Origin of the sequence: Hymenobacter defluvii (assembly GCF_017589435.1) — a bacterium.
Classification (GTDB): domain Bacteria; phylum Bacteroidota; class Bacteroidia; order Cytophagales; family Hymenobacteraceae; genus Hymenobacter; species Hymenobacter profundi.
The window spans coordinates 1-729 of record NZ_JAGETX010000097.1; the positions used below are offsets into that span (position 1 = coordinate 1).

Here is a 729-nt window from a genome sequence, read left to right on the forward strand (position 1 = left end):
AACGTGGAAGGCACCGGCGGCAATGAACAGAATATGGTCGGTATTGAGGATGCCGTACTTAGTGCTGACAGCCGAACCTTCTACGATGGGTAGCAAGTCACGCTGCACACCTTCGCGGCTTACGTCGGGGCCACCGCCGCCTTTGCCGCTGCGGCTGGCTACCTTATCAATTTCGTCGATGAAGATGATGCCTGAGTTCTCGGCGTGGCGCAGAGCTTCTTCCTTCACCTCCTCCATATCGATGAGCTTGGCAGCTTCCTCATCTAGCAGGATGCGACGGGCTTCGGCAATCGTGACGCGGCGCTTGCGGGTTTTCTTGGGGAGCATATTGCCCAGCATGTCTTGTAAGCCCGACAGCGAAGCCTCATCCATGCCGGTCTGGCCTCCTAGGATACCGATGCCGGAGGAACTGCTTTGTTCTACCTTAATCTCAATCTTACGCTCGTCTAACTCACCGCTGCGGATTTTCTCGCGGAATTTGTCGCGCGTGCGCTCGTTCAGCTCCTGGTCGGAGGTAGGCACTTGGTTGCCATCGGTGCCGAAGCCTACTCCGTGCCGGGTAGCAGGCGTAGCACTGCCGGAAATAGGCGGAATCAAAGCATCCAGGATAATATCTTCTACTACTTGCGCAGCCTGAGCCTTCACGGCTTCCTTGCGGCGCAGCTTCACCATGTTCACCGACTGCTCGGCTAGGTCGCGCACCATGCTTTCTACGTCGCGGCCCACGTA

The 729-nt window shown here is 57.3% G+C and carries 1 protein-coding gene; it reads right to left on the minus strand.

The annotated features are described in order from the left end of the window. Positions 1 to 729, minus strand: a 729-nt coding sequence (locus J4D97_RS23130; protein WP_208309643.1) for an AAA family ATPase, incomplete at both ends; no start/stop codon positions are given.